The organism is Microbacterium sp., from assembly GCF_035687345.1.
In the GTDB taxonomy this organism is placed as follows: Bacteria; Actinomycetota; Actinomycetes; order Actinomycetales; family Microbacteriaceae; genus Microbacterium.
On sequence record NZ_DASRXZ010000054.1, the window covers coordinates 1 to 23,423 of the forward strand.

Here is a 23,423-nt window from a genome sequence, read left to right on the forward strand (position 1 = left end):
GCCAAGATCTACGCGGCGCTGGTCGGCGGTGGGGTTACGGCCGATTCGTACCACATCACGGCGAACGACCCCGAGGGCCAGGGTGCATCTCGTGCGGTGCGCATGGCGCTCGAGATGGCGGATGCCTCGCCCGACGACGTCACGCACATCAACGCGCACGCGACGTCGACCCCCGTGGGCGACCCGAACGAGTACGTCGCGCTGAAGACGGTGTTCGGCGACCGCGTCGACGAGATCCCCGTGTCGGCGACCAAGGCTTCGACCGGGCACCTGCTGGGCGGCACCGGCGCGCTCGAGGCGATCTTCACCGTGCTCGCACTGCGCGACCGCCAGGCTCCTCCGACCATCAACGTGACCGAGCAGGACCCCGAGGTGCCGTTCCGCATCTCCGGCTCCCCCCTCGCCCTGGGCGACGGCGACCAGCTCGCGATCAGCAACTCGTTCGGATTCGGCGGGCACAACGCCGTCGCGGCGTTCGCGTCGGTCTGATCCCCGCCCCCGAAGACAGATCCCCGGGCGTCCCGCTCCACGCAGGACGCCCGGGGATCTTCGTCTGCTCCGGGGGCGGCGATTCGCCTTCCCAGCGCCGGGACTTCGGTCTCCGGCATCCGGTATTCGCGCCTCGCCGCGCCCCGGGGGCCTGTTCGCGCGCTCTCCGGCGCGCCCGCCGATCACCCCACCTTGTGCAGCCACACGACGGGTGCGTCGTCGCTCGCGTGACGGAAGGGCTCGAGCTCATCGTCCCATGCTGAGCCGAGCGCGACCTTGAGCTCGCGTTCGAGCTCGCGCGGGTCGCCCGCCGCGAGCTCCATGGCATAGCGGATGCGGTCCTCGCCGATGACGACGTTCCCTGCGGAGTCGGTCTGGGCGTAGTGGATGCCGAGGCTCGGCGTGTGCAGCCAGCGCCCGCCGTCGCTGCGCGGCGTCGGGTCTTCGGTCACCTCGAAGCGCAGGTGCTCCCAGCCGCGGATCGCGGTGGCGAGCGCGGCGCCCGTGCCGGCGGGTCCGGTCCAGTAGAACTCGGCCCGGCGGCTGCCCGCGAGGACGGCCTGGTCGGTCCAGTCGAAGCTCACCGCTCGCCCGAGCACGCGCCCGACCGCCCACTCGAGATGAGGGCACAGCGCTCGTGGCGCGGAGTGGATGAAGACCACGCCACGCGCCTGAGGTGTCGCCATGATGTCTCCGTTTCGTTCAGGTACGTCTTCCCCAACGACCTGATACGGAGGGCGGCGGTGTTCGGTTGTGCTGGGGCCATTATGCCTGCGGAACGAGCGGAATCACAAGGATGTCATTCCGTGTCGCGCGATGCCGGATGCACGTCGGCCCCGGTACGGGACCGGGGCCGACGCGGAGGTTGCGCGAGATCAGGCCTCGCTCATGGCCCGGACCTCGGCCTGGCCCTTGGCGGCGTAGTAGGCCGCGCGAGCGGCGTCCTTGCGCGCCTGCTCGGCGTAGCCGGCCTCGAGCACGTCCTGCGGGACGTGGACGCTCTCGACATGGTTCACGCCGTTGTACTTCTCGATGTAGGCGTCGAGCTCGGGGCCCGACGTCCACGAGGTGATGAGGCAGTAGCGCGGCTCGGTGCCGACGTGGGTCGCGGCATGCCACAGGCGCTGCGTGTCGATGATGAGCTGCGCGCCGGCGGGAAGCGCGATGCGCACCTCGCCCTCCGGGTCGGTGCGGTTCTCACGCAGGACGAAGAAGCTGTCCTTGTCGTCGGTGAGGTTGAAGAACCCGCGAACGACCCAGCCGGTGCCGTCGGGGTTCAGACGGTTGTTGTCGTCCTGGTGCAGGTTGTAGAGGCACTCGCCGTACGGCGTCGGCTGCAGCTCGATCACGCGGCAGCGGCCGACGTTGGCACCCGGCTCCTGCGCACGACGCACGAGGTTGGGGGCCTTCTCGACCTGCGACGGGATCCAGACGCCGTCCTTGTCGGTGCGCGGCGGCTTGTGGTTCCAGAAGCCGTTGCACTCGATCTCGCCCTTCGCGCTCGCGAGGGGCGCGAAGCGGGTGTCGCCGGAGGACTTCCAGTCGACGTACTCGATGTCGAGCCACTCCTTGGGGTCGAGTTCCTGGTTGTAGCGGTCGAGGACGACGTAGCCGGTCTCCTCGAGCGCCTCACACTTGATGTAACCCATGAACGGATTGCCTTTCGGTCAGCGGGCCAGCACGTTTTTACAGGCCCGACTGAGGCAAGCCTACCCGCGCCCGCCGCACGCCTCCTGGCGGCGTGACCGTGGAAAACCGCGTCCCGGACTACCGCTCGGCGCGGTCGACTAGAGTGAAGTGCGGCGTGTCCGGCCACTCATCGCGCCCGCGCCACCGAGCACTTCGAGGGAGCAATCCGGGCGATGGTCAATGCCACGAATGTCGACGCGACCGCGGTGAACACCATCGGATGGCTGTCGGCAGGCGACTGGCGCATCGTCGTCCCCGTCTACCAGCGTCAGTACCGATGGGACATCGGCGGCTGCGAGCAGCTGCTGTCCGACATCCGCGCCGTCGCCGACTTCGACGACCGGCACATGCATTTCATCGGCTCGATCCTGTCGTCGATCAGCTCGCACGACGGGTCGCGCGACCTCGTGCTCATCGACGGGCAGCAGCGCATCACGACGCTCATGCTCCTTGTCGCCGCGCTCCACCACACGGTGCGCGACGACGACCCCGAGCTCGCGGCGCAGCTCGAGCGGGTGATCGTGCGGCGCGAGTCAGGCGAGACGAAGCTCCGGCCGCATTCGGCGTGGGCGGACGTCTTCGAGAGCGTCGTCCTCGACCGTCGTGCGCCCGAGGACGCGACCCGCGAGTCGCGCTTCGACGACAACTACGCCTTCTTCCGCAGCCAGATCAGCGCCGACGAGGCACCCAAGATCTGGCGCGGACTGCAGAAGCTCGAGCACGTCGCGATCACGCTCGGCGCCGGCGCCAACGCGCAGCAGATCTTCGAGAGCCTCAACTCGACGGGCGAGCCGCTGCGCGACCACGAGCTCATCCACAACTACGTGCTCATGGGGCTCACGCACGCCGAGCAGCGCGAGATCGAGAGCGAGTACTGGCTGCCCATCGAGCGCAACACCGGCGAGTCCATCGCCGCGTTCTGGCGCCAGTACCTCGTCATGAAGACGGGCCGCGAGGTGGTCGTGACCGGCGGTCGCGGCGTCTACGACACGTTCCGCCACGTGTTCCCACGACTCGACCCCGAGAGCCTCCGGCGGCACGCGGCCGAGTGGCGCGAGTACTCCGAGGTGTATCGCGTGCTGCTCGACCCGGAGCAGGCGACGGATGCCGCGGTGGCCCGCCAACTCGCCTACCTCAACACGTTCGGCAGCGGCATGTACCCGCTCGTGATGCGTGCGTACCGCGATCACCTGCACGGCGAGATCACGACTGACGAGCTCATCCGCACTCTCGAGCACCTGCAGTCCCTGCTCATGCGCCGCGCGGTCGTCGGTGTCAGCAACGACCGACTCGTCGCGCGGCTCTGCCGTGCGCGCGAGGAGGGCGGCGACGCGCTGCGCGCGGCGATCGCGCGCATCACGCCGTCCGACGAGCGCGTGCGCGCGGCTCTCAAGTACGCCGAGCTCCCCCACCCCGCGTACGTGCTCGGGCGGCTGTCGGGGGTCGACGACACCGCCGGGCTCGAGGTCGCGCACGTGTTCCCGCTCGCCCCGTCCGACACGTGGAGCGGCGACGGGGTGCGCGAGTGGGCCGACTACACCGAGGACGAGCAGAACAGCCACCGAGCGCTCGCTCAGACGATCGGAAACCTCGCGCTCCTCGAGGAGGACCTTGCCCTCCGCGCGTTCGACCAGTCGTTCCCCGCCAAGCAGGGCATCTTCGCGCGCAGCGCCGTCCCGACGACGACCGAGCTCGCCGAGATCGAGGCGTGGAACACCGCCGCCATCACCGCGCGGTCCACTCGCCTCGCCGAGCGCTTCGTCGAGGTGTGGGCGCGCCCCGCAGTCCGGCTCATCGACGACGACGGCCTCACCCCCATCCTCGACGCCGTGCACCGGCGCGGCTGGCCGCGCGGGTGGCAGCGCGAGTGGGACTACGTCGAGTACCGCGGCGAGCACTGGGAGGTGCACGACGTCAAGTACCTCTTCAACCGCATCTTCAAGCGCCTGTGGGCCGATTCGCGCGAGGCCGTCGTCTCGTACTGCGCACGCCGCGGCGGCCCTGTCTACGGCGCGAAGTCGTGGAACGGCCAGTGGGACCGCCTCGACGACGACCACTACCTCTACATGGGGTGGGATTCCAGCTACATGCTCACCGCCGTGCAGGGCGTGCTCGAAGAGGCCGGCATCGCACCCGAGGTCTTCGTGAAGTACTCGTACATCGGCAACGCGATGTGACGATCCGACGGATGCGGCCCGTCACCGGTCGAGGGCGCAACCGTCCGTCCAGAGGATCCTGTAGGACACACGGAACGGCCGCCTCCGCGAGCATCTCTTGACGCCGGGCCGCCGCCCCGCCACGATGATCGCAATCCTGGGGGCGACATGGGGACCGACAACCCGCACCTTGCAAAGGTGCTGCGGCGACTTGCGGTCGCGGCTGCGGCGGCCGTTGCTGTCGGCGGGGTCGCGGTCTGGCAGGCGGCGACGGCCGACCACCCCGACGCGAGCGCCGTCCGAACCGCGTGTTCGGTCGCGGCGGCGACGTTGGAGGATCCGAGCCGAGATGCTGCCGAAGAGGCCGTCAGAGTCCTGGCGGCCGCAGGAGTCGCCGGACCCGATGCCGACACGGGCGGGCCCGGATGCGACGACGTCTGGCGGGCGGCCGGGGCACGAGCCGCAGGGCTGACGTACAGCCTTCTCGAGCCCGCGTGCGTCGAGGCGACCACGGCCCTGCGCGACGCCGATGGCCGGCGGGCGATGGACGCCTTCGCGAACGCGGGGGTCACGGCAGAGAACGCGCGGTGGCTGCCGGAGCGCTGCCGTGCGACCTGGCTCATATCGGTGGCGACGCAGGACGCCACCGAGTCGGATCCGGTCGACGCGGAGACGGCGACTGCGGCGTGTGCGCTCGCGAACCGCCAGCTTGCGCGCGGCGACGAAACGGATGCCCTGGCGACGCTCACGGCCGTCGGCGGCGCGAGCGCGGCCGAGGCCGGCACGTGCGCGCCGACGTGGAACCTCGTGTCGGCGCTCGCCCCGCCCGCATCCGACGAGACCGGTCCCGAGCAGGTCGGAGGCTGGTGGGACGACTTCGTCGAGAACTTCGCAGCACCGCTCGCCGCGTTCGGACTCGCCGTCCTCGGAACTCTCCTCGCACTGTTCGTCGTCTCGCGTCTGTTCGTCGAGCTTCCTCGCGTGCGCGATCTCGCCTCGAGTCGAGCATCGCGGCGCACCGCTGCACTCGCGGGGATCGTCTCGATCCTCGTCGCGGCCGCCGGAGGAGGCGCCACGGCGATCGCGGTCGGTCGAGGCGATCTGAGCGGCTGGTGGGTGGTCGTGCTCTTCGCTGCGATCGCCCTCATGGGGCTTCTCGGAGCCGGTGCACTCGCGTGCGCCATCGCGACGCTTCGCAGGATCAGCATCACCGTGACTCCGGTCGACGACGTGGCACTGGGCGAGACGGACGTGGTCCGGGCGCTCCGCGCGCTCGCGGTCGAGACCGGTCCGATGGAGCTGCAGAGTTCGCCGATCCTCGCCGACGTCGACAGCGCCCTCACGAAGCTCTCCGACAACAAGGTCGTCGCGGCCGCGCAGGCGGTGACCCTGTTCCTGGTGGGCATCAAGCCATGGCGCGCCGACATCAAGGTCCGTTCCGACCGCGAGGTCACCCTCACGCTCGATCGGAACGGAAGGAACAGCTGGATGGGCGCCGTGGCGACGGACGCGCCCCGCTTGGCCCCTCTCGAACCGCTGCCCCCCGGCGCGAAGCATCCGGCCATCCTGGCCGAGTTCATCGCCGCCCACATCCTCGTGCGGCTCTCCCGGGCTTATCCGCACGAGATGAAGCCGGGCCTGAACGGGGCCACCACGGCGGTGTCCGTCGCGATCCAGCGCGTCGTGCTCCGATGGTTCGCCGATCCCTCCACCGCTTCTCAGGCGATCGCCCTCCTCGCCTTCGCGATCGATCGCGACCCGGAGAACGCGCTCGCGGCGGCGACGCTGCAACGCATCCGATATCGCGACAGCCACGATGTCGACGATCTCGTGCGCTTGGCCATGTGGCTCAACGAAGCGCTCATACGAGGCGAAGGGGAGCAAGCCCCTGCGCCGGAAGCACAGCCGGCGACCCGAGGCGGCGGAGCGCCATCGGAACCTGCTCCGCCCAGACCCTCGGCCATCGCCGAGCGCAGTGGCGGTGGCCAGGAGGGCGACGCAAGCGGGGTCGCAGACCTCGAGTTCCCGGGCGGAGACCTGCCCACCATCGCCGCACCGCGGGAGAGCCGCTTCGCGCGCAGTCTTCTCGTCTCGCAGGCGGTGTCGGCGCGCAATCTCGTCGCACTGGTGCTCGCCGCCGCACCGACGGAGGGACCGGATGACTACCCCGAGCCGCCGCCGATAGCGGAGCGACCGCCCGTTCTCACCCTGTCGCGTGCGCGCGAGGACGCCCGCCGCGCGGATGCACGTGCGCGAGCGTCCCTGTCGTCCGCCAAGGCGCACCTCGCACACGTCAGACGGATCGCCGAGCGACTCCGCCAGGAGGTCTCGCCGCAGCTGACGGCGGCGGTCGAGGCGACGCGCCGTGTGGCCGAGAGCGCGCAGCAGACCGCGGATGCCGCGCAGAGTGCGCTCGCCGCCGAGAGCCGCGACCGGTGCATCGAGTTCGCCGAGACGGCGGCCGCTCGCGCGAAAGCCGCCCACGAGAACGAGCGCCAGGTCGCCGCCGCGTTCAGCGAACTGCGCGCCGAGCTGACACGGCGTTCGCGTCCTGCGGCCGAGAAGGTGGTGTCCGCTGCACTCGCACGCCTCTCAGCCGCGGGTGCCGAGGTCGTGCCGACCGACGGCGACCCCGCGGAGCGCGCGACCGGGATACGCCTCAAGATCGAGTGGGCGGCCCTCGCGCGGGCTCGCCTCGTGCTCAAGGGCTCTCCCCCGTCGATCTCACCGGCCGAGGCCGTCGAGGCGGCGCTTCCCGATCCGTCCGATCGCGCTTTCGCCGGCTCGCGCGCCGCGCTCGCCTACGGCATGGCCTGCTACCTCGTGCGGTGGTGCGACGCCCCGTTCGGCGACCGCGCCGTGACGTCGCTGTTCGATGTCGCCCTCGCCGTGAGCACCTACCGGAAGGGCATCGCGCGCGACGCCGAGCTGATCTCCGCGAGTGACCATGCCGGATACCTCGATCTGGTCCGGCGCGCGGAGCGGATCTCGGAGGCGGTCGCAGCGCCCGTCCCCGCGGTTCCCGCCATGGCGAGATCAGACGTCACCGCACCAGCGTGAGGCCCCGGCGACGTCTGCAGCCGTGGGGCCGCGTGGGAACGGACCTCACGGTCCGCATCCTTGATCGCATCCGGCCCGAACGCGATACTGATGGGCGTTCCGCTGGGGAGCTGGGGGCTCGAGTGTCCGACATCCGCATCACGCTGCTGGGCGGCTTCGACGTGATGATCGACGGCCGTCCGACCGGCGCGGGATCGCTCACCCGACGTCATGCCTCGGGTCTGATCAAGCTGCTCGCACTGACGCCGGGTCGACGGATGCACCGCGAGCGAGTCCTCGACGCGCTGTGGCCCGACGAGCACGTCGATCAGGCGCTGCCGAAGCTGCACAAGGCCGCGCACTTCGCGCGTCAGGCGATCGGCGAGGCGGACTCGATCGTCCTGCGAGACGATCACGTCGCCCTGTTCCCCGGCTTCGATGTCGCGATCGACGCCGTCCGATTCGAGGAGCTGGCGCGTCGCGCGCTCGAAGCAGAAGACGCCGCCCTCGCAGCGGAAGCCGCCGACGCGTACTCCGGTGAGCTGTTGCCCGGCGACCGATTCGAGGACTGGGCGATCGACGCGCACGAGCGACTCGCCGCGATGCGGGCCGATGTCCTCGCGCTGGCCGAGCGCTGGACCGACCTCGTGGCGGTCGCTCCGACCGACGAGCGCGCCCACGTCGCCCTCATGCGCGAACAGCTGGCACGGGGTGACCGGCACGCCGCACTTCGCCAGTTCGAGCGTCTCGAGCGGGCGCTGCAACGAGAGCTGGGTGTCGCTCCGAGCGACACCGCCGTGCGCCTTCGCGACCGAGCTCTGGCTGCAGTCCCGCCCGCGCCGCCCAGTCCGCGGGGCGTGGTCGAACGCGCCGCCGAGCTCGCCGCCGCCACCGCAGCCCTCGAGGGCGCGGCGAACGGCGAAGCACGCCCCGTCGTCGTCGTGGGGCCGGCGGGGATCGGCAAGACGGCGCTCCTCGACGCGATCCGTTCGGCGGCGTTCGATCGGGGGATGCGCGTCGCGACGGGTTCGGCGTCCCGCGTCGCGGGCGCGTGGCCCTACGCGGCGATCGTCGAGGCCTTCGGCCGGATCATCCGAGCACGTCCGGATCTGCTCGAAGAGATCCCGTCCGTGTGCCGCGACGAGCTCGACCGCGCTCTCACGGGTCAGATGGCGGGAACATGGTCGGGCGAGATCGGACAGCACCGGTTCTTCGTCGCCGCGGCGGAGCTGCTCCGCGCCGCCGCACAGCCGGCCCTCGTGCTGATTATCGACGACCTCGAGGACGCGGATGAGGCGACGCTGCGCCTCCTGCACCACCTCGTGCGCACCCTCGCCGATGAGCCCGTCGTGTTCGCGCTCGGGGTCGATGAGACGGCCGCACCCGCCGTGCTCGAGTTCCTCGAGACGCTCGAGCTTCGCGCGGGTGCGCTGCGACTCGATCTCGCCCCGCTCAGTGACGTCGAGATCAGGAGGATCGTCCAGCAGGTGCTGCCTGATGCGTCACCCGGCGTCGTCGACGAGGTCATCGCGCAGTCCCACGGCGTTCCCGCGATCGCTGTCGAGCTCGCCCGTCGCCTGACAAGGGCGCCGGGCGCGCGTCCGCGGGAGCTCACGATCCTGAGCGGCGTCCCCGCGGAGACCCGCACGCTCCTGCAACGGGCGGCCGTGCTCGGCATGACGTTCGACACCGACGACTTCGTCGCAATAGCCGGACTCCCCGAGGCGGAGGCCTTCGCCCACCTGGATGCCGCGCTCGAATCCGGCGCGGTCGAGTACGCCGACGCGACCTATCGATTCCGGCACGCGATCGTGCGAGACGCCCTGCTTCGCGGGATCCCGCCTCACCGGCTCCGGACGATCCACCGCGAGATCGCCGACCGCCTCGTCGCCGCGAACGAGTCGCCCGCCCGCATCGGCCACCACCTCCTGGAAGCGGGCGACGAAGAATCAGCCGTGCCGCACCTGCTCCGCGCGGCCGAGACCGAAGCCACCGTCGGCGCCTATCGCGACGCGCTGCGGCTCGTCGAACGCGCGCTCCCCTTCGCCTTGGGTGCGGAACGGACTCGGCTGCTGCAGCTGCGTGCGGACCTCCTCCTCGCGACCGGTGATCCGGATGCGGTGGCGGCCTACAGGACCGCCCTCGCGGCTTCCGACGATGCCGACGCACCCCGCGTGCGCGCCCGGCTATCGCGCGCAGCGCTCATGGCGGGCGACGCCGAGACCGCGGCGGCTGCGCTGCACGGTGTGCCGGTCACCGAGGACGACGTGGGCACCGAGGTGCTGCTCGCCCAGGGCAACCTCGCGTTCTTCGTGTCGGATTGGGAGCGGGCTCGCGAGATCGCTGAGGCCGCCCGCGTGCGCGTGCTCGCCGGCGAGCACAACTGGCAGGTGCTCGACCTCGTCGCGCTGCAGGGGCTGCTCGCACATCGTCGGGGCGAGTGGTTCGACCGCATCCGTGTCGAGCTCCGCAATCACGCCGAGCGACCCGAGGTCGCGAACTCGCTCTTCGACGGCTACCTGTGCGCGGCCGAGTACCTGCTCTACGGACCGACCCCGTACAGCGACGTCATCGACCTCGCGCGCGATCTGCAGCGCACCGCCGAGAGATCGGGCGCGCTGCGCGCGGCAGCCTTCGCCCGGGCGCTCATCGGCGAGGCCGCGCTGCTGTGCGGGGAGCTCGACCTCGCCGAGCGCGAACTCGATGCCGCCGCCGAGTCGCACGCGGCGATCGGGTCGCCGGCGGGAGAGGCTCACGCGCTGCAGCGCCTCGCGGAAGTGCGCCTCGCGCGCGGCGACGCCGCATCAGCGCGCGAGCTCCTCGTGCGTGCCGTGCCCCTCGCCCGGTGGTCGGTGATCGCGAATCACCTGCTGCAGCGCATTTACGGGACCATGGTCGAAGCGGCTCCGGATGCCGCATCCGCCGTCGCCGTCGTCGACCGGGCCGAGAGCACGCTGGGCATCGACGACCGATGCCAGTTCTGCGACATCATGCTCGCGGTGCCCGCGATGGTCGCGTGCGCGCAGGCGGGCGACCTCGAGCGCGCGGAGAGCTACCGCGCCATCGCCGCGAGTTCGGCCGAGCTGTGGGAAGGCACGTCGTGGGCCGCGGAGCTCGAGGAGGGCACCGCGCGCGCCGCGATCGCGGCGGGCGAGGATGGTGCGGCATCCGCCCTCGAACGCGCGATCAACGGGTTCGAGCGCGCCGGGCAGCCGCAAGACGCTGCCCGCTGCCGCGCTCTTCTCGACGAGGTGCGCGGCCTTCCGTCCCGAACCTGACGTCGGGGTGGTCCGGCCGGATCCCTCCCGGGCGGGCTGCGCGTAGCGCTGGGAGGCGCCGCCCTCGCGGACGGCGCCTTCATACGTGGGGCGGGTGGGACTTGAACCCACGATCGTCGGGTTATGAGCCCGCTGCCTTGACCAGCTTGGCCACCGCCCCTCGGCCAACGAGCCTACCGCCCGGCGGGCCGCGACCCGCGCGTGCGAGAATCGCGGCGTGGACGCCGTCGGATGGATCGTGCTCGCGAGCGTGGTGGTCGTCGCCGTCGTGCTCGTCGCGATCGCTCCCCGCCTGAAGCGCGAGAATCTGCGCCGTCAGCTCGACGGCGGAGGCGGCTCACTCGCCGGCATCGGCGGGGGCCTCGACGCCGTGTGGCGACCGTCCGCCGAGGAAGCGCACGCGCAATGGGAGGCTCAGGTCGAGCTGCCGGCCCCCGCGCCGGCACCGGGTGACGGGGATCTCGACGGCGGCACCATCGTGATCGCCATCGACCGTCCGGTCGGGCAGGACTGACCTACGTGGTGTCTTCGGGGTCGCGCACGGGTGGCTCCGGCCACACCTTCGCGACCGCCTCCGTGACACGCACCGAGCCCGTGGTGGGGTGCGCCGAGTCGAGCGACCCGGAGCTCCCCCGCTGGATCGGCAGTTCTTGACTGTCACTGATCACCTGCGGATGGTAGCGCGACAGCTGGAACACGCCCCACACCGCGAGCGCGCCGGCCACGGCGAATCCGAAGTACGCCCAGAGCGGCGCATGGGCCGCCTCGTTGAGCACGATCAGGCCGATGAGGATCGCGACGATCGGGTCGATGACCGTGAGCCCCGCGATGACGAGGTCGGGCGGGCCGGACGAGTACGCGGTCTGCACGAAGTAGGCCCCCATCGCCGCCGCTGCGATCAGCGCCACAAGTGACGTGACCGTCAGCCATTCGAAGTCGCCGGTCTGGATGCGGCTGATGACCACCTTCGCGAGCGTCGCGACGAACCCGTAGAGCACGCCCGCGCCGACGATGTAGAACAGCGCACGCATCCGATGTCGCAGCCACAGCCACAGGGCCGTGAAGGCGATCACGACACCGAGCAGAAGGAGCAGGATCGTGATCACCTGGCCGCTGGTCACTCGCTCCTCGGTCGCGAACAAGGCGGCGATCGTCACGAAGATGAAGATGCCGCCGGTGCACGAAGAGATCGCCATCAGCGAGCGCTTCGTGGGGCGATGACCGCTGATGCGCGCGTTCAGGAGCGTCGTGATCACGAGCGCGATCGCGCCGAGCGGCTGGACGACGATGAGCGGCGCGAACGAGAGGGCGGCGAGCTGGCACACGATCGCGAGGCCGAGCATGATCGTGCCGATGACCCACGACGGACGCGACAGCAGACGCAGCAGCTGCTTCGACGTGAGGCCCTGCGTCGCCGCCGAGCCGCTCAGACGCTCGACCTTGAGCACTCCGCGGTGTTGATACTGCGCGCCGAACGACATGAAGACCGCCCCGAGCAGCGCCAGCGGGATGCCGATCAGCAGCCCGGGGTTGCGGAAGACACCGAGAAGCGTGTCCCCCACGCTCTCGAGTCCGACGTCGCCCACGAGCACCCTCCGACACTACCCCGACCCCTCGCGCGGCTAGGCTCTTGGCGTGGCCGTTCTCCCGATCCGCATCATGGGCGATCCCGTCCTGCACGCTCCCGCAGCACCCGTCGAAGAGATCACCGACGAGATCCGCACACTGGTCGCCGACATGTTCGAGACCATGGATGCCGCTCCGGGCGTCGGCCTCGCCGCCCCGCAGGTCGGGGTCGGTCTCCGTATCTACACGTACTCGTATCCCGACGACGAGGGCAACCCGTGGCGCGGAGTCATCATCAACCCCGAGCTGTGGATGCACCCTCTCGAGCCCGGGGAGCCGGACCCCGACGAGGAGTCGGAGGGCTGCCTGTCGTTCCCCGGCGAGCGGTTCCCGCTGCGTCGATCGGATCGGGTGCTCGTGACAGGCATCGACCTCGACGGCGAGCCTGTCCGCATCGAGGTCGACGGCTGGCGCGCGCGCATCATGCAGCACGAGTTCGACCACCTCGACGGCATCCTCTACATCGACCGCCTCAGCGATAGCGACTGGAAGACGACGCAGAAGATCGCGCGCAAGCGCGGGTGGGGTCGCCCGGGACAGTCGTGGACGCCGGGCGTCGACGACCTCGAGGCCTGACGCGAACGGCTAGACGCGCGCGACCGGCTGCCGCAGGATCGTGCGCAGCTTCGCAGGCTCGACGCGGCGTGCGTCGCTGAGGTAGATCTCGTGGTGGGTGCCGGTCATGCGGAGTCCGTGCGACGGGATGAACTCGTCGTGCATGCGGGCGAGCACCGGCCCCTCGTCGTCGTACGAGCCGATGTGCAGCGTCTGCACGCACAGCCCCTCATCGAGCGTCTCCACTCGCAGCCGGTCGAACAGCGGCACCTCGGCCGACTGCTGCTTCGCGCGTGACACGAGCTCATCGTCGATGCCGTCGGGGACCAGGATCATCGCCGTCCACGTCCACCGCGACTTGTCGCGCGCGGTGGTGAAGGCCGTCTTGTCGGCAGCGTCCCACAGCGCCTCGAGCGGCGGCACGACGTAGTCGCGGTCGTGCTCCCGCTTGCTCAGGAACTTCAGCCTGTACGCCACAGGGAACAGAGTCGCGAGGGCATCGCGATACTCGGCCGACGTGTTCGGATCGCCAGTCCCATCGATCATGAGGTACCGCAGCGGCGGCACCTCGACGAGGTCGAACACGCCCTTGCGCGCGCGGTACGACGGCAGCTCCTTCTTCGGATCGAACTTCGCCACGACACCAGCCTGGCGCACACCGCGGACACGGCGGCCTCGCCCGGTCAACCCGCGAAGCGGCCGCGGGCACGGCAATCGTGCATTCCGTGCCACCGGGGACGCATGCCAGGATGTCGTCAGCGCACCGAGAGGGGCGGTGGAAGCCCGCCCTGGTCCACTCGTCAGCGAGGGAGATCCACCAATGCGCAGATCCGTCGTCTTCGTCCTCTTCGACGGGGTCAAGCTGATCGACGTGTCCGGACCGGCGGAGGTGTTCTCCGAAGCCGCCCGCTTCGGAGCCGAGTACGACCTGATCTACACGTCATCGGCCGAGGACAGCGTCCGGACCTCCGCGGGCACTCGGCTCGCGGTGGACACCCTGCTCGACGATGTCGATTACGCCGACACGGTGATCGTCACGGGCGGCGACGGACTCGTCTCGAAACCCATCCCGCCCCGGCTCGTCGACGCCATCCGCAGGGTGCGCGCACGCAGCCGGCGCATGGTGTCGATCTGCACGGGGTCGTTCCTGCTCGCGGCCGCCGGGATCCTCTCCGGGCGTCGCGCGACGACGCACTGGCGCTACGCGAACCAGCTCGCGCGCCTGTATCCCGACATCACGGTGCTTCCCGACGCGCTGTTCGTCGAGGACGACTCCGTGTACACGTCGGCGGGCGGCACGGCCGGCATCGACCTCTCCCTCGCCCTCGTCGAGCAGGACCACAGCGCCGACCTCGCGCGGAGCATCGCACGTCACCTCGTGATGTTCATGCAGCGCCCTGCCGGGCAATCGCAGTACTCCGCTCCCCTGTCGATCAACCCGCCCCAGAGCTCCGTCGTCCGCAAGGCGATCGACGCCGTCTCCGCGAACCCGAGTCAGCGGCACAGCATCGCCTCACTCGCGTCGGCGGTCGGAGTCAGCGCACGCCACCTCACGCGTCTGTTCAGCTCGGAGCTCGGGGTGACGCCCGCGCAGTTCGTCCAGCGCGTGCGGATCGACCATGCGAAGTCGCTGCTGGACTCCGGGCACGACGTGACGCGGACCGCGCACGAGTCCGGCTTCGGCAGCTACGAGAGCATGCGCCGCGCGTTCGTCAACGTCGTAGGAGTCTCGCCGAGCGTCTACCGCTCGCGCTTCCTCACGACGAAGCGCGGCGGAGACGTGCGACCCCTGCCCACCGCCGTCTGAGGGCCGGGTTGCCGACAACGTGTCCGAATCTGTGGGCTGACCGTCCCGCGATCGCGTAGTCCGCGCAGCGATTCCGCACGAACGTGGAGGCATAGCGAATCCCGAAGCGAAAGGAAACGTCGATGCCCACCGTCACCACCCCCGACGGAGTCGAGATCTTCTACAAGGACTGGGGCTCGGGTCAGCCCATCATGTTCCACCACGGCTGGCCGCTCAGCTCCGACGATTGGGATGCTCAACTCCAGTTCTTCCTCCAGCACGGCTACCGCGTCATCGCCCACGATCGCCGCGGCCACGGGCGCTCCACCCAGACGTCCGAAGGACACGACATGGACCACTACGCCGCGGATGCCGCGGCGGTCGTCCAGCACCTGGATCTGCACGACGTCATCCACGTCGGACACTCGACCGGTGGCGGCGAGGTCGCTCGATACATCGCCCGCCACGGCGGCGACCGCGTCGCGAAGGCGGTGCTCATCAGCGCCGTGACGCCGCTCATGGTGAAGACCGACGCGAACCCGGGCGGCACGCCGATCGAGGTCTTCGACGGCTTCCGCGAAGGGGTCGCGAAGAACCGCTCGCAGTTCTTCCTCGACGTCGCATCCGGGCCCTTCTACAACTACAACCGCGACGGCGTCGAGCCCTCGCAGGGAGTCATCTGGAACTGGTGGCGTCAGGGGATGATGGGCGGCGCCAAGGCCCACTACGACGGCATCAAGGCCTTCTCCGAGACCGACCTCACCGAGGACGTGAAGGCCATCACGGTCCCCACGCTCGTGATGCACGGCGACGACGACCAGGTCGTGCCGATCGCCGACGCTGCGGAGATCACGATCACGCTCCTGCAGAACGGCAAGCTCAAGGTCTACCCCGGCTTCCCGCACGGCATGGCCACGACGCACGCCGACGTCATCAACGCGGACCTGCTCGCGTTCATCCGCGACGAGCTCTGATTCGGCCAGAAGGCCCCCGTCGCATCGGCGGGGGCCTTCGTCGACCCCGCGAGGTGCGGACGTGGTTTCGGTACGTGACCGGGCATCCTCTGCGGGCGTAGGCTTCGCGCCATGGCGAGACAGATCATCACGACGGATGCCGCACCCCGCTCCCCTCTGTTCAGTCAGGGCATCCGCGCGGGCTCCACGATCCAGGTGTCGGGCATGGTCGGCATGGACGTGACCACGGGCGAGCTGCCCGAGTCGATCCAGGACCAGACCCGCCAGGCGATCCGCAATTGCGCGGCTGTGCTCGAGGCCGGTGGGGCGTCGCTGGGCGACGTGACGATGGTCACCGTGCTGTTGGCGGACCCGTCGGACTTCGCCGGCATGAACGAGGCGTATGCCGAGATGTTCGGTGAGGACCCACCTGCGAGGGCGGTGGCGCGACTCGGACCCGAGCTGCCCGGCATCCGCGTCTCGATCTTCATGACGGCGCACGTCGAGGACTGACGGTCATCCGCCACGGCTCACTCGCCGCCAGGCTCGATCGCGACCCTCTCGATCGCGGGCCCGTGCGAGCCCTTCCTCGGCCATCTCGCCTTCACGGAGGCGATGCGGCAGTTTCGGTATTGGAACGACCTGACGACGCCACCGTCGTCGTCGACGAGGCTCACCGAGACGGTCGTGCGCGCATCCGCGACATCTCCGCCCGTGACGGCCTTGACCCACTCGAACGGCTCGTCCCCCGACGTCAGCTCCCGGGTGATGCGGAACTCCCCCGCTTTCGGCCGACCGGGCAGTCTGCGCGTCACGTACTTGCCGTCCGAGAGCTGCTGCTTCAGCTCGACGGCCCCGCCGTCGTCGCCACCGAGCCCGGTCACCTCGACGACGTCCGGGATGGTGACGCCGCCGACGGTCACGACGAGCGCGAACGCGGGCGCCTCCTCGGGGATGAGCACACCGCGATGATAGGCGCAGACCGCGCCAGGGCGATAGGCGGAGACGAAGAACTCCCGTGAACGATCACGGGAGTTCGGAGTGGCTCCCCCACTTGGACTCGAACCAAGAACCTATCGGTTAACAGCCGATTGCTCTGCCAATTGAGCTATGGAGGAATGTGCGCCGCTTACCGCGGGCAACCAGACCATCTTAGCAAAGCCGCAAGCGTGCTCATGACCATCAGGAGGCGATGAGACGCTTGTCGGCTTCGCCGCTCGGGGTCCAAAGCAGGTCGTTCGTGCCGTGCCCGTAGGCGATCGCGTGGCCGCCCCGAAGCACCAGCACGTCGGTGTCGAGGTCGCGCACGACATCGGACTCGTTGGTCACGACCACGGCCGACATCCCGTACCCGTGCCGTCGGCGCAGGATCGCCTTCTTGGCCGCCCTCCGCGCCTCGACGTCCATGTTCGCGAACGGCTCGTCGGCGATCAGCATGCGCGGCTGGAGGATGAGCGCGCGTGCGAACGCGACGCGCTGGCGCATGCCTGCGCTCAGCTCGTACGGATACTTCGCGGCGGCGCCCAGCGGCAGCATGAGCTCGTCGAGGAGCGACGCGATCCGCACCGCCAGCGCCCGCTCGTTGACGCGGCGTGAGCGGCTCGTGATCGGCTCGCCGATGAGCTCCGACACCGTCTGGCGCGCGGGCAGGTTCGCACCGGCCCGCTGCGGGAGGTAGCCGGTGTAGTAGGTCAGCTCGCGATGCGCGCGGCCGGGACGGCGGACACGGATGCCGAGCACCTCGGCGTCTCCGCCGACGACCGCCAGTCCCTGTTCGGTGCTCCCCGCGAGGATCGCCGCGAGGCTGGACTTGCCCGCCCCGGTCGGACCCATGAGCGAGAGCGTCGCACCGTGGCCCAACGTGAACGAGACGCCGTCGACGACACGCTCGCTCGGGGCACCTCGTCCGGCACGGGCGATCGAGAGATCGGTGCACCGGATCGCGACTTCGGCGTCTCGACGGCGGGACATGCCCACATCATGCCCTGCGAAAGTCCGGCGCGCCAATCGGTTGCCCGATCAGAGGTCGGCGACTAATCTCTCGCGCTCCACGTCGATCTCCCGGAGGCGCACGCGGATGCCGCGACCCTCGTCCGAGTCGGCCGGAACGCGTTGGATCGCGCCCAGCAGCTCCGTTTTCTCGCGTTGGAGCGCGCGCAGGATGAGCCGGCGCGCGAGATCGGCGGTCGATGCCACAGCGGCGTCGTCGGTCAGCGCCGGGAAGTCGGCGGCGAGCAGCTCGGCCGCGAGCGACCGGAACGGCTCGCGCACGTTCGACACGGCATCCGCCGCCCAGCCGGGACGATCGACATCGGATGCCGCCGCAACCGCCTGCCGCACGACCTCGAGCGCCGGGTGCCGGAACGGCAGCGCGAGCGCCTGCCCGCGCAGATCGGCCTCGATCCGGTGGCCGAATTGCAGGAACCCCATGAGCGCTTCGCGCTCGAGCACGACGTCGGCGGTGCGGGGCAGCGACGCCAGCGTCACGCGAACGATGGGTTCGACCGGCGCCTCGGCCTGCGCCTGGCCGCGCTGCGGACGGCCGGGGGCCGGGGCATCCGCTCGTCCTCCCCCGCCGCGTCGGGCGCGCTCAACCGCCTGCGTGACCTCGCCGAGTTCGAGACCGAGCCGTCGCGCGAGCACGCGCGCGTAGCCGGGGCGCAGGGAAGGATCGCGGATCTCGGCGACGATCGGCGCGGCGGCACGCAGGGCGCCCGCGCGGCCCTCCACCGTCGCGAGGTCGAACCCCGCGAGGCGCCGATCGATCACGAACTCGAACATGGGTGCCTTGGTCTGCATGAGCGCGCGCACGGCCGAGTCGCCGCGCTTGAGGCGCAGGTCGCACGGATCGAGGCCGTCGGGCGCGACGGCGACGTACGTCTGCGCGGCGAACCGCTTCTCGTCTCCGAACGCGCGCAGCGCCGCCTTCTGCCCGGCCTCGTCGGGGTCGAACGTGAAGACGACCTCGCCCGCGGCCGTGTCGTCGCCCATCACACGCCGCAGCACCGTGATGTGGTCGGAGCCGAACGCCGTGCCGCACGTCGCGATCGCGGTCGTGATGCCGGCGAGGTGGCACGCCATGACGTCGGTGTACCCCTCCACGACGACGACCCGGTGCTCGCGCGAGATGTCGCGCTTGGCGAGGTCGAGCCCGTAGAGCACCTGGTTCTTGCGGTAGATGGGCGTCTCAGGGGTGTTGAGGTACTTCGGGCCCTGGTCGTCGTCGTACAGCTTGCGCGCGCCGAACCCGATCACCTGGCTGGTCACGTCGCGGATGGGCCACACGACCCTCCCCCGGAAGCGGTCGTACACGCCGCGCTGCCCCTGCGACACGAGGCCGGCCGCGGCGAGCTCCTCATCGCTGAAGCCCTTGCCGCGAAGCGCATCGCGCATGCCGGACCAGCCCTTCGGCGCGTACCCCACCCCGAAGTGGGCTGCGGCGCCCGCGTCGAAGCCCCGCGAGCCGAGGAACGAGCGCGCCGCCTCCGCCTCGGGCGTCATGAGCTGCGCGCGGAAGAACTCGGCGGCCGCGGCGTTCGCGGCGTACAGACGCGCCCGGCCCGTCGTCTCGGGCGCCGCTCCCCCGTCCTCGTAGTGCAGCGTGTAGCCGATGCGCCCCGCGAGGCGCTCGACGGCCTCGGTGAACGACAGGTGGTCCATGCGGCGCAGGAATGAGTACACGTCGCCCGATTCGCCGCATCCGAAGCAGTGGTAGAAGCCCGCCTGCGGGCGCACGTTGAAGCTGGGGCTGCGCTCGTCGTGGAACGGGCACAGTCCCTTCATGGAGCCCACGCCCGCCGGCTTGAGGGCCACGCGCTCGCCGATGATGTCGGCGATGTTCGTGCGCGCCTTGACCTCGTCGACGTCGGCTTGACGGATGCGTCCGGCCATCACAGCCCTCCCCGGCGGCGGGCAGTGTCGGGCTTCGGAGCGGCCGGCGACCACACGCCGAGGGAACCCGCGTCGATCTCGCCGACGAGCCGGTCGTGCCACGCGATCGCGAGCTGGTCGGTGAGGCTCGCGACCTGGTCGACGACGACGCGGCGGCGCGCGGCATCCGTCTCGGCCGCCGCGAAGTCCTGCGCGTGCATCGCGTCGAGCGCGTCGGGGTGCTCCCACAGAGCCGTCGCGAGTCGCTTGAGCACACGGCGCTGCTCCTTGTAGAGCGCCTTGCGACCCTCGATCGAGACCACCACGGCTCCGATGATGCCCTTCAGCACCGCCATCTCGGCCTCGACGACACGCGGCACGACGACGTGCGCGCGATAGCGCGTGAGCACGGCGACCTCGTACGCCTCGCGGGTCGCCGTCGTCGCCGCGCGCGCGAACCGGCCGATGAGGTCGGACGTGAGGTTCTTGAGGCGCGCGTGCGCGGCGCGCGTGCCGTCGAACGAGCGGATCCACTCCGGCATCCGCATGAGCCGATACAGCGCGTCCTCGAGCTCGTCGAGCGCGAAGTCGAACCCGACCCACGACTGGATCGCTCGCAGCAGCGCGTCGTGCTCGGACGCGTCGGCGAGGCGCGCGGGGTCGAGGTACCCGTTCACGATCGCGTCTTCGAAGTCGTGCACCGAGTATGCGATGTCGTCGGAGAGGTCCATGACCTCGGCCTCTATGCACCGCACGCGTCCGGGGGCGCCCTCGCGCATCCAGCGGAAGACGTCCTCGTCGTCGGGGTACACGCCGAACTTGAGACGCCCGCCCGGATCGGGCAGCGGATGCTCCGCCGTCCACGGGTACTTGCACGTCGCGTCGAGGCTCGCGCGCGTGAGGTTGAGCCCGTACGTGCGGCCGTCGTCGCGGAGCACCTTCGGCTCGAGCCTCGTGAGGATCCGCAGGGTCTGCGCGTTGCCCTCGAACCCGCCGATGTCGTCGGCCCAGTCGTTGAGCGCGCGCTCGCCGTTGTGCCCGAACGGCGGATGCCCCAGGTCGTGGCTCAGGCACGCCGTGTCGACGACGTCGGGCGACAGCATGAGCGCCGTCGCGAGCTCTCGGCCGACCTGGGCGACCTCGAGGGAGTGCGTGAGGCGGTTGCGCGCGAAGTCGGCAGGGCTCGCGGGACTCAGCACCTGCGTCTTCGCGGCGAGGCGGCGCAGGGCCGCGGAGTGCAGCACGCGCGCGCGATCACGGGCGAAGTCATCGCGCTGCGACCGGTGCCGTTCGGTGTGGAAGCGCGCGGCATCCGCGTCGTCGTAGCCCTCCGGTCGCCCCGACGCGACGCCGACCGCCCCGGGGCCGTCAGCCGCCACTGGTGTCGAGTTCCGCTTCGGCGAGGGTGGCGGATGCCTCGGCCCCGACCTCTCGCGAGTCGAGCCAGCCTTCGGGCAGTGCCGGGCGCTTGGGGCTTCCGGCGCGGCCGCGCTGCCCCTCCGCAGCGGCGCCGGGGTACGGCGCGTCGAGGTCGAGCGTGGCGAGGAGGTCGTCGATCTCGGCGAGGCTCGACACGGTCGCAAGGCGCGCACGCGTCTCACCGCCGACCGGATAGCCCTTGAAGTACCAGGCGACGTGCTTGCGGATGTCGCGGCAGCCGCGCCCCTCGTCGTCGAAGAACTCGACGAGCAGCTCGGCGTGGCGGCGGAACGCCTGCGCGACGAAGCCGAGCGTCGCGTCGACCGGTCGGCTCTCGGCGCCGAAGGCGGCGGCGAGTTCGCCGAACAGCCACGGGCGGCCCAGGCATCCGCGACCCACGACGACGCCGTCGCAGCCGGTCTCGTCCATCATGCGCACCGCGTCCTCGGCGCTCCAGATGTCGCCGTTGCCGAGCACGGGGACGCTCGTGACCGCCTCCTTCAGGGCGGCGATCGCCGACCAGTCTGCCTCGCCCGAGTAGAACTCGGCCGCCGTGCGCGCGTGCAGGGCGACGGCCGCGACGCCGGCGTCTTCGGCGATGCGGCCCGCGTCGAGGTACGTGAGGTGGTCGGCGTCGATGCCCTTGCGCATCTTCACCGTCAGCGGGATGTCACCGGCCGCGCGTACGGCGCGCGTCACGATCTCGCGGAAGAGCCCGAGCTTCCACGGGAGGGCGGAACCACCGCCCTTGCGCGTGACCTTGGGCACGGGGCATCCGAAGTTCAGGTCGATGTGATCGGCACGGTCCTCTTCGACGAGGAGGCGCACCGCCGCCTCGGTCGTCGCGGGATCGACGCCGTAGAGCTGGATGGACCGCGGCGTCTCGGACTCGTGGTGCGTGATGAGCCGCATGGTCGTCGCGTTGCGCTCCACGAGGGCGCGGGTCGTGATCATCTCGCTGACGTAGAGCCCGGCGCCGTACTCGCGGCACAGGCGCCGGAACGCCGTGTTGGTGATTCCCGCCATGGGCGCGAGCACGACGGGAGCATCGAGCTCGATCGGCCCGATGGACAGCGCGCGTGCGGGCGCGTCGACGAGAACGGAAGTCACCCGACTATCTTCCCATCCCATCCCGAATCGGGGCTGGACGCGCATGTCGCGCGCGTCATGCGACATCCGAGGCCGCGTGCTGGGGAGGAGCCACGAACAGGCAGACCCCCGATCCGGCACCCCGCGAGGCGCTCTAGCCTGGTGGCATGACCTCCACGGCGACAGATCTCCGCGACATCCCCTTCCGCACGGCCGACGGCGGCACGGCGACCCTCGCCGACTACGGCGACAAGGTCGTCCTCGTCGTCAACGTCGCGTCCAAGTGCGGCCTCACACCCCAGTACGAGCAGCTGGAGCAGCTGCAGCGCGACTACGGCGACCGCGGTTTCACCGTGATCGGCTTCCCGTGCAACCAGTTCAAGGGGCAGGAGCCCGGCTCGATCGACGAGATCCTCGAGTACTGCTCCACGACATGGGGCGTGACCTTCCCGATCATGGACAAGATCGAGGTCAACGGCGAGGGCACGATCCCGCTCTACCAGGTGCTCAAGCAGACGGCCGACGACGACGGCCAGGCGGGCGACGTCGGCTGGAACTTCGAGAAGTTCCTCGTGACGCCGGACGGCTCCGTGCGCCGCTTCCGCTCCCCTGTCCGCCCGGACGACCCCGCGATCGTCGAGGCGATCGAGGCGAACCTGCCGCGCTGACGGTCGGCCGAAGACGGAAGAGGGGGCGGATGTCGCGGCATCCGCCCCCTCTTCGCGGTCTCTGTCAGACGTCGGCTGTCGCCGGCTCCGGGGCGGCGTCGACGTCGGTTTCCTCGCCGGTCGTCTCGGCGGCGCGGTGCTCGGCCCACACCTGGCGGGCGATCTGCGCGAACGCCTCGGCCGGCTGAGCGCCGGAGACGCCGTACTTGCCGTCGATCACGAAGAACGGCACTCCGTTGATGGCGTACGCGGCCGCCTGCTTCTGGTCGGCGCGCACCTCGGGGAGGTACCGGCGCGACTCGAGGGCCTCGCGCGCGGCATCCGCGTCGAGTCCCACATCCGACGCGAGTGCGACGAGCTCGTCGGTGCGTCCGAGGTGGCGGCCCTCTGTGAAGTACGCCGACATGAGCCGCTCCGCGAGTTCGAGCTGGCGGCCGTGCGCCTTCGCGAAGTGCAGCAGCTCGTGCGCCTTCACCGTGTTGGTGTGCTTGAGGAGGTCGTAGCGGTACGTGAGGCCCGACTGCGCGGCGACGCCCGTCACCCGGTCGATCATCGACTGCGCCTGCTCGCGCGAGATGCCCTTGTGCCCGGAGAGGTAGTCCACCTCGTCGCCCTCGAAGTCCACGGGCGTGTCGGGCGACAGCTCGAACGAGTGGTAGGTCACCTCGACGACCGGCGCGTCTTCATCGGCGGATGCCGCGGCCAACCCGTTCTCGAGGTTCCGCTTTCCGATGTAGCACCAGGGGCAGGCGATATCCGACCACACGTCGATCTTGATGGCATCCGTCATGCTGAAGGACAACGGT

General features: G+C 70.4%; 19 protein-coding genes, 2 tRNA genes and 1 pseudogene. 10 read left to right on the forward strand and 12 right to left on the reverse strand.

Annotated features, from left to right (window positions below; translation table 11 throughout):
* A pseudogene (locus VFF97_RS06495) lies at nucleotides 1-489 on the forward strand (beta-ketoacyl-ACP synthase); the annotation flags it as partial.
* 182 nt (nucleotides 490-671) lie between these two features.
* Here the strand turns inward: VFF97_RS06495 and VFF97_RS06500 are convergent.
* Entirely contained in the window at nucleotides 672-1,175 is a 504-nt protein-coding gene (locus tag VFF97_RS06500) for a DUF3145 domain-containing protein (protein WP_325032675.1), read from the reverse strand.
* A gap of 189 nt (nucleotides 1,176-1,364) precedes the next feature.
* Nucleotides 1,365-2,138, reverse strand: a complete 774-nt coding sequence (locus VFF97_RS06505) for a hypothetical protein (RefSeq protein ID WP_325032676.1) — start codon at nucleotides 2,136-2,138, stop codon at nucleotides 1,365-1,367.
* 213 nt (nucleotides 2,139-2,351) lie between these two features.
* Between VFF97_RS06505 and VFF97_RS06510 the strand changes: the two genes are divergently transcribed.
* The 3 genes from VFF97_RS06510 (at nucleotide 2,352) to VFF97_RS06520 (ending at nucleotide 10,651) form a co-directional block, all read left to right on the forward strand.
* Nucleotides 2,352-4,355 (forward strand): GmrSD restriction endonuclease domain-containing protein, encoded by a 2,004-nt coding sequence (locus VFF97_RS06510; protein WP_325032677.1) that lies wholly within the window; start codon nucleotides 2,352-2,354, stop codon nucleotides 4,353-4,355.
* A gap of 147 nt (nucleotides 4,356-4,502) precedes the next feature.
* The gene (locus tag VFF97_RS06515; RefSeq protein WP_325032678.1) at nucleotides 4,503-7,394 is read left to right on the forward strand and encodes a hypothetical protein; all 2,892 of its coding nucleotides are present in this window, start codon (nucleotides 4,503-4,505) and stop codon (nucleotides 7,392-7,394) included.
* A gap of 122 nt (nucleotides 7,395-7,516) precedes the next feature.
* Nucleotides 7,517-10,651, forward strand: coding sequence for an ATP-binding protein (locus VFF97_RS06520; protein ID WP_325032679.1), 3,135 nt, complete (start codon nucleotides 7,517-7,519; stop codon nucleotides 10,649-10,651).
* Between the two features lie 86 nt (nucleotides 10,652-10,737).
* Here the strand turns inward: VFF97_RS06520 and VFF97_RS06525 are convergent.
* Nucleotides 10,738-10,811: transfer RNA gene (locus VFF97_RS06525), tRNA-Ile, on the reverse strand.
* Nucleotides 10,812-10,868: 57 nt separating this feature from the next.
* Between VFF97_RS06525 and VFF97_RS06530 the strand changes: the two genes are divergently transcribed.
* A complete protein-coding gene (locus VFF97_RS06530) occupies nucleotides 10,869-11,165 on the forward strand; it encodes a hypothetical protein (RefSeq protein WP_325032680.1) in 297 nt (98 codons plus the stop codon).
* 1 nt (nucleotide 11,166) lies between these two features.
* Here VFF97_RS06530 and VFF97_RS06535 read toward each other — a convergent pair whose 3' ends face one another.
* Nucleotides 11,167-12,243 carry a DMT family transporter gene (locus VFF97_RS06535; RefSeq protein ID WP_325032681.1) on the reverse strand — a complete coding sequence of 359 codons (1,077 nt, stop codon included), beginning with the start codon at nucleotides 12,241-12,243 and terminating at the stop codon, nucleotides 11,167-11,169.
* A 43-nt stretch (nucleotides 12,244-12,286) separates the two neighbouring features.
* On the opposite strand from VFF97_RS06535, the gene def reads away from it, so the two are divergent.
* A complete protein-coding gene (gene def, locus VFF97_RS06540) occupies nucleotides 12,287-12,853 on the forward strand; it encodes a peptide deformylase (RefSeq protein ID WP_325032682.1) in 567 nt (188 codons plus the stop codon).
* Nucleotides 12,854-12,862: 9 nt separating this feature from the next.
* On the opposite strand, the gene VFF97_RS06545 is transcribed toward def, so the two are convergent.
* Nucleotides 12,863-13,471, reverse strand: a complete 609-nt coding sequence (locus VFF97_RS06545) for a GyrI-like domain-containing protein (RefSeq protein WP_325032683.1) — start codon at nucleotides 13,469-13,471, stop codon at nucleotides 12,863-12,865.
* 181 nt (nucleotides 13,472-13,652) lie between these two features.
* Between VFF97_RS06545 and VFF97_RS06550 the strand changes: the two genes are divergently transcribed.
* The 3 genes from VFF97_RS06550 to VFF97_RS06560 all read left to right on the forward strand — a co-directional run bounded on the left by VFF97_RS06550 (nucleotide 13,653) and on the right by VFF97_RS06560 (nucleotide 16,084).
* On the forward strand, nucleotides 13,653-14,639 hold the full coding sequence (locus VFF97_RS06550) for a GlxA family transcriptional regulator (protein ID WP_325032684.1): 987 nt from the start codon (nucleotides 13,653-13,655) through the stop codon (nucleotides 14,637-14,639).
* A gap of 122 nt (nucleotides 14,640-14,761) precedes the next feature.
* Nucleotides 14,762-15,592 (forward strand): alpha/beta hydrolase, encoded by an 831-nt coding sequence (locus VFF97_RS06555; RefSeq protein ID WP_325032685.1) that lies wholly within the window; start codon nucleotides 14,762-14,764, stop codon nucleotides 15,590-15,592.
* Nucleotides 15,593-15,703: 111 nt separating this feature from the next.
* Complete coding sequence (locus VFF97_RS06560; protein WP_325032686.1) at nucleotides 15,704-16,084, forward strand: RidA family protein; 381 nt, start codon at nucleotides 15,704-15,706, stop codon at nucleotides 16,082-16,084.
* Between the two features lie 17 nt (nucleotides 16,085-16,101).
* On the opposite strand, the gene VFF97_RS06565 is transcribed toward VFF97_RS06560, so the two are convergent.
* From VFF97_RS06565 to dusB, 6 genes are all read right to left on the reverse strand, one after another.
* Nucleotides 16,102-16,533 (reverse strand): phage tail protein, encoded by a 432-nt coding sequence (locus VFF97_RS06565; protein WP_325032687.1) that lies wholly within the window; start codon nucleotides 16,531-16,533, stop codon nucleotides 16,102-16,104.
* An 80-nt stretch (nucleotides 16,534-16,613) separates the two neighbouring features.
* A tRNA-Asn gene (locus VFF97_RS06570) sits at nucleotides 16,614-16,689 on the reverse strand.
* A 64-nt stretch (nucleotides 16,690-16,753) separates the two neighbouring features.
* Nucleotides 16,754-17,542, reverse strand: coding sequence for an ATP-binding cassette domain-containing protein (locus tag VFF97_RS06575; RefSeq protein WP_325032688.1), 789 nt, complete (start codon nucleotides 17,540-17,542; stop codon nucleotides 16,754-16,756).
* A 48-nt stretch (nucleotides 17,543-17,590) separates the two neighbouring features.
* Complete coding sequence (dnaG, locus tag VFF97_RS06580) at nucleotides 17,591-19,462, reverse strand: DNA primase (RefSeq protein WP_325032689.1); 1,872 nt, start codon at nucleotides 19,460-19,462, stop codon at nucleotides 17,591-17,593.
* Nucleotides 19,462-20,820: a deoxyguanosinetriphosphate triphosphohydrolase gene (locus tag VFF97_RS06585; protein WP_325032690.1), complete on the reverse strand. Its 1,359-nt coding sequence runs from the start codon at nucleotides 20,818-20,820 to the stop codon at nucleotides 19,462-19,464. Before VFF97_RS06585 ends, dnaG begins: the two co-directional genes overlap by 1 nt.
* Entirely contained in the window at nucleotides 20,810-21,970 is a 1,161-nt protein-coding gene (gene dusB, locus VFF97_RS06590; protein ID WP_325032691.1) for a tRNA dihydrouridine synthase DusB, read from the reverse strand. Before dusB ends, VFF97_RS06585 begins: the two co-directional genes overlap by 11 nt.
* A gap of 146 nt (nucleotides 21,971-22,116) precedes the next feature.
* Between dusB and VFF97_RS06595 the strand changes: the two genes are divergently transcribed.
* Nucleotides 22,117-22,617 carry a glutathione peroxidase gene (locus VFF97_RS06595; protein ID WP_325032692.1) on the forward strand — a complete coding sequence of 167 codons (501 nt, stop codon included), beginning with the start codon at nucleotides 22,117-22,119 and terminating at the stop codon, nucleotides 22,615-22,617.
* Nucleotides 22,618-22,681: 64 nt separating this feature from the next.
* On the opposite strand, the gene VFF97_RS06600 is transcribed toward VFF97_RS06595, so the two are convergent.
* Nucleotides 22,682-23,407 carry a DsbA family oxidoreductase gene (locus VFF97_RS06600; RefSeq protein WP_325032693.1) on the reverse strand — a complete coding sequence of 242 codons (726 nt, stop codon included), beginning with the start codon at nucleotides 23,405-23,407 and terminating at the stop codon, nucleotides 22,682-22,684.
* Between the last annotated feature and the right edge of the window lie 16 nt (nucleotides 23,408-23,423).

What these genes read in the sequence shown, in the direction of transcription:
- VFF97_RS06595 (WP_325032692.1), top strand. Translation starts at nt 22,117, where the DNA reads ATGACCTCCACGGCGACAGATCTCCGCGACATCCCCTTCCGCACGGCC.
- VFF97_RS06600 (WP_325032693.1), bottom strand. Translation starts at nt 23,407, where the DNA reads ATGACGGATGCCATCAAGATCGACGTGTGGTCGGATATCGCCTGCCCC.
- VFF97_RS06510 (WP_325032677.1), top strand. Translation starts at nt 2,352, where the DNA reads ATGGTCAATGCCACGAATGTCGACGCGACCGCGGTGAACACCATCGGA.
- VFF97_RS06550 (WP_325032684.1), top strand. Translation starts at nt 13,653, where the DNA reads ATGCGCAGATCCGTCGTCTTCGTCCTCTTCGACGGGGTCAAGCTGATC.
- VFF97_RS06555 (WP_325032685.1), top strand. Translation starts at nt 14,762, where the DNA reads ATGCCCACCGTCACCACCCCCGACGGAGTCGAGATCTTCTACAAGGAC.
- VFF97_RS06575 (WP_325032688.1), bottom strand. Translation starts at nt 17,542, where the DNA reads ATGTCCCGCCGTCGAGACGCCGAAGTCGCGATCCGGTGCACCGATCTC.
- VFF97_RS06560 (WP_325032686.1), top strand. Translation starts at nt 15,704, where the DNA reads ATGGCGAGACAGATCATCACGACGGATGCCGCACCCCGCTCCCCTCTG.
- dnaG (WP_325032689.1), bottom strand. Translation starts at nt 19,462, where the DNA reads ATGGCCGGACGCATCCGTCAAGCCGACGTCGACGAGGTCAAGGCGCGC.
- VFF97_RS06515 (WP_325032678.1), top strand. Translation starts at nt 4,503, where the DNA reads ATGGGGACCGACAACCCGCACCTTGCAAAGGTGCTGCGGCGACTTGCG.
- VFF97_RS06500 (WP_325032675.1), bottom strand. Translation starts at nt 1,175, where the DNA reads ATGGCGACACCTCAGGCGCGTGGCGTGGTCTTCATCCACTCCGCGCCA.
- VFF97_RS06505 (WP_325032676.1), bottom strand. Translation starts at nt 2,138, where the DNA reads ATGGGTTACATCAAGTGTGAGGCGCTCGAGGAGACCGGCTACGTCGTC.